The 450-nt window shown below is 66.4% G+C and carries 1 protein-coding gene; it reads left to right on the top strand.

Annotation, left to right across the window (positions count from 1 at the left end; translation table 11 throughout):
• The coding region (locus I8746_RS26945) for an Ig-like domain-containing protein (protein ID WP_221101227.1) at window positions 1-450 on the top strand (450 nt) is incomplete at both ends.

The following is a 450-nucleotide window of genomic DNA, read 5'->3' as shown; positions in this document are numbered from 1 at the left end:
AATCTGGCCATCAATGCTGATGGCACCACCCTCACCGGTACCGCACCTGCCGGCACCCGTGTGGAAGTGCATGACGCCAACGGCACGCTGATTGGCAGTGCCATTGCCAACGCCGATGGCAGCTTCAGCATTGAACTGAATCCCGCACAAGCCAACGGCGAACTGCTGGACGTGGTCGCCATCGATGACGGCGGCGTTTCCTCGCTGCCCGCACAGATCACCGCACCGGATGTCACCGCCCCTGCCGCACCGACCGAACTGGCCGTGAGCGCGGACGGCAGCGTTATCACCGGCCGCGCCGAGCCGGGCAGCACCGTGCGCATCGTGGCTGCCGATGGCACCGAACTGGGCACTGCCGTGGTCGGCCCGACCGGCGTGTTCAGCCTCAACCTCAACCCGCCACAAGTTGACGGCGAAGTGCTGCAAGCCACGGCGACCGATGCCGCTGGC

This window comes from Pseudomonas sp. USTB-Z, from assembly GCF_019691255.1.
Taxonomy (GTDB): Bacteria; Pseudomonadota; Gammaproteobacteria; order Pseudomonadales; family Pseudomonadaceae; genus Aquipseudomonas; species Aquipseudomonas alloputida.
Note: the sequence above shows the minus strand (reverse complement) of the source record. Positions and strands in the feature narration are given on the sequence as shown.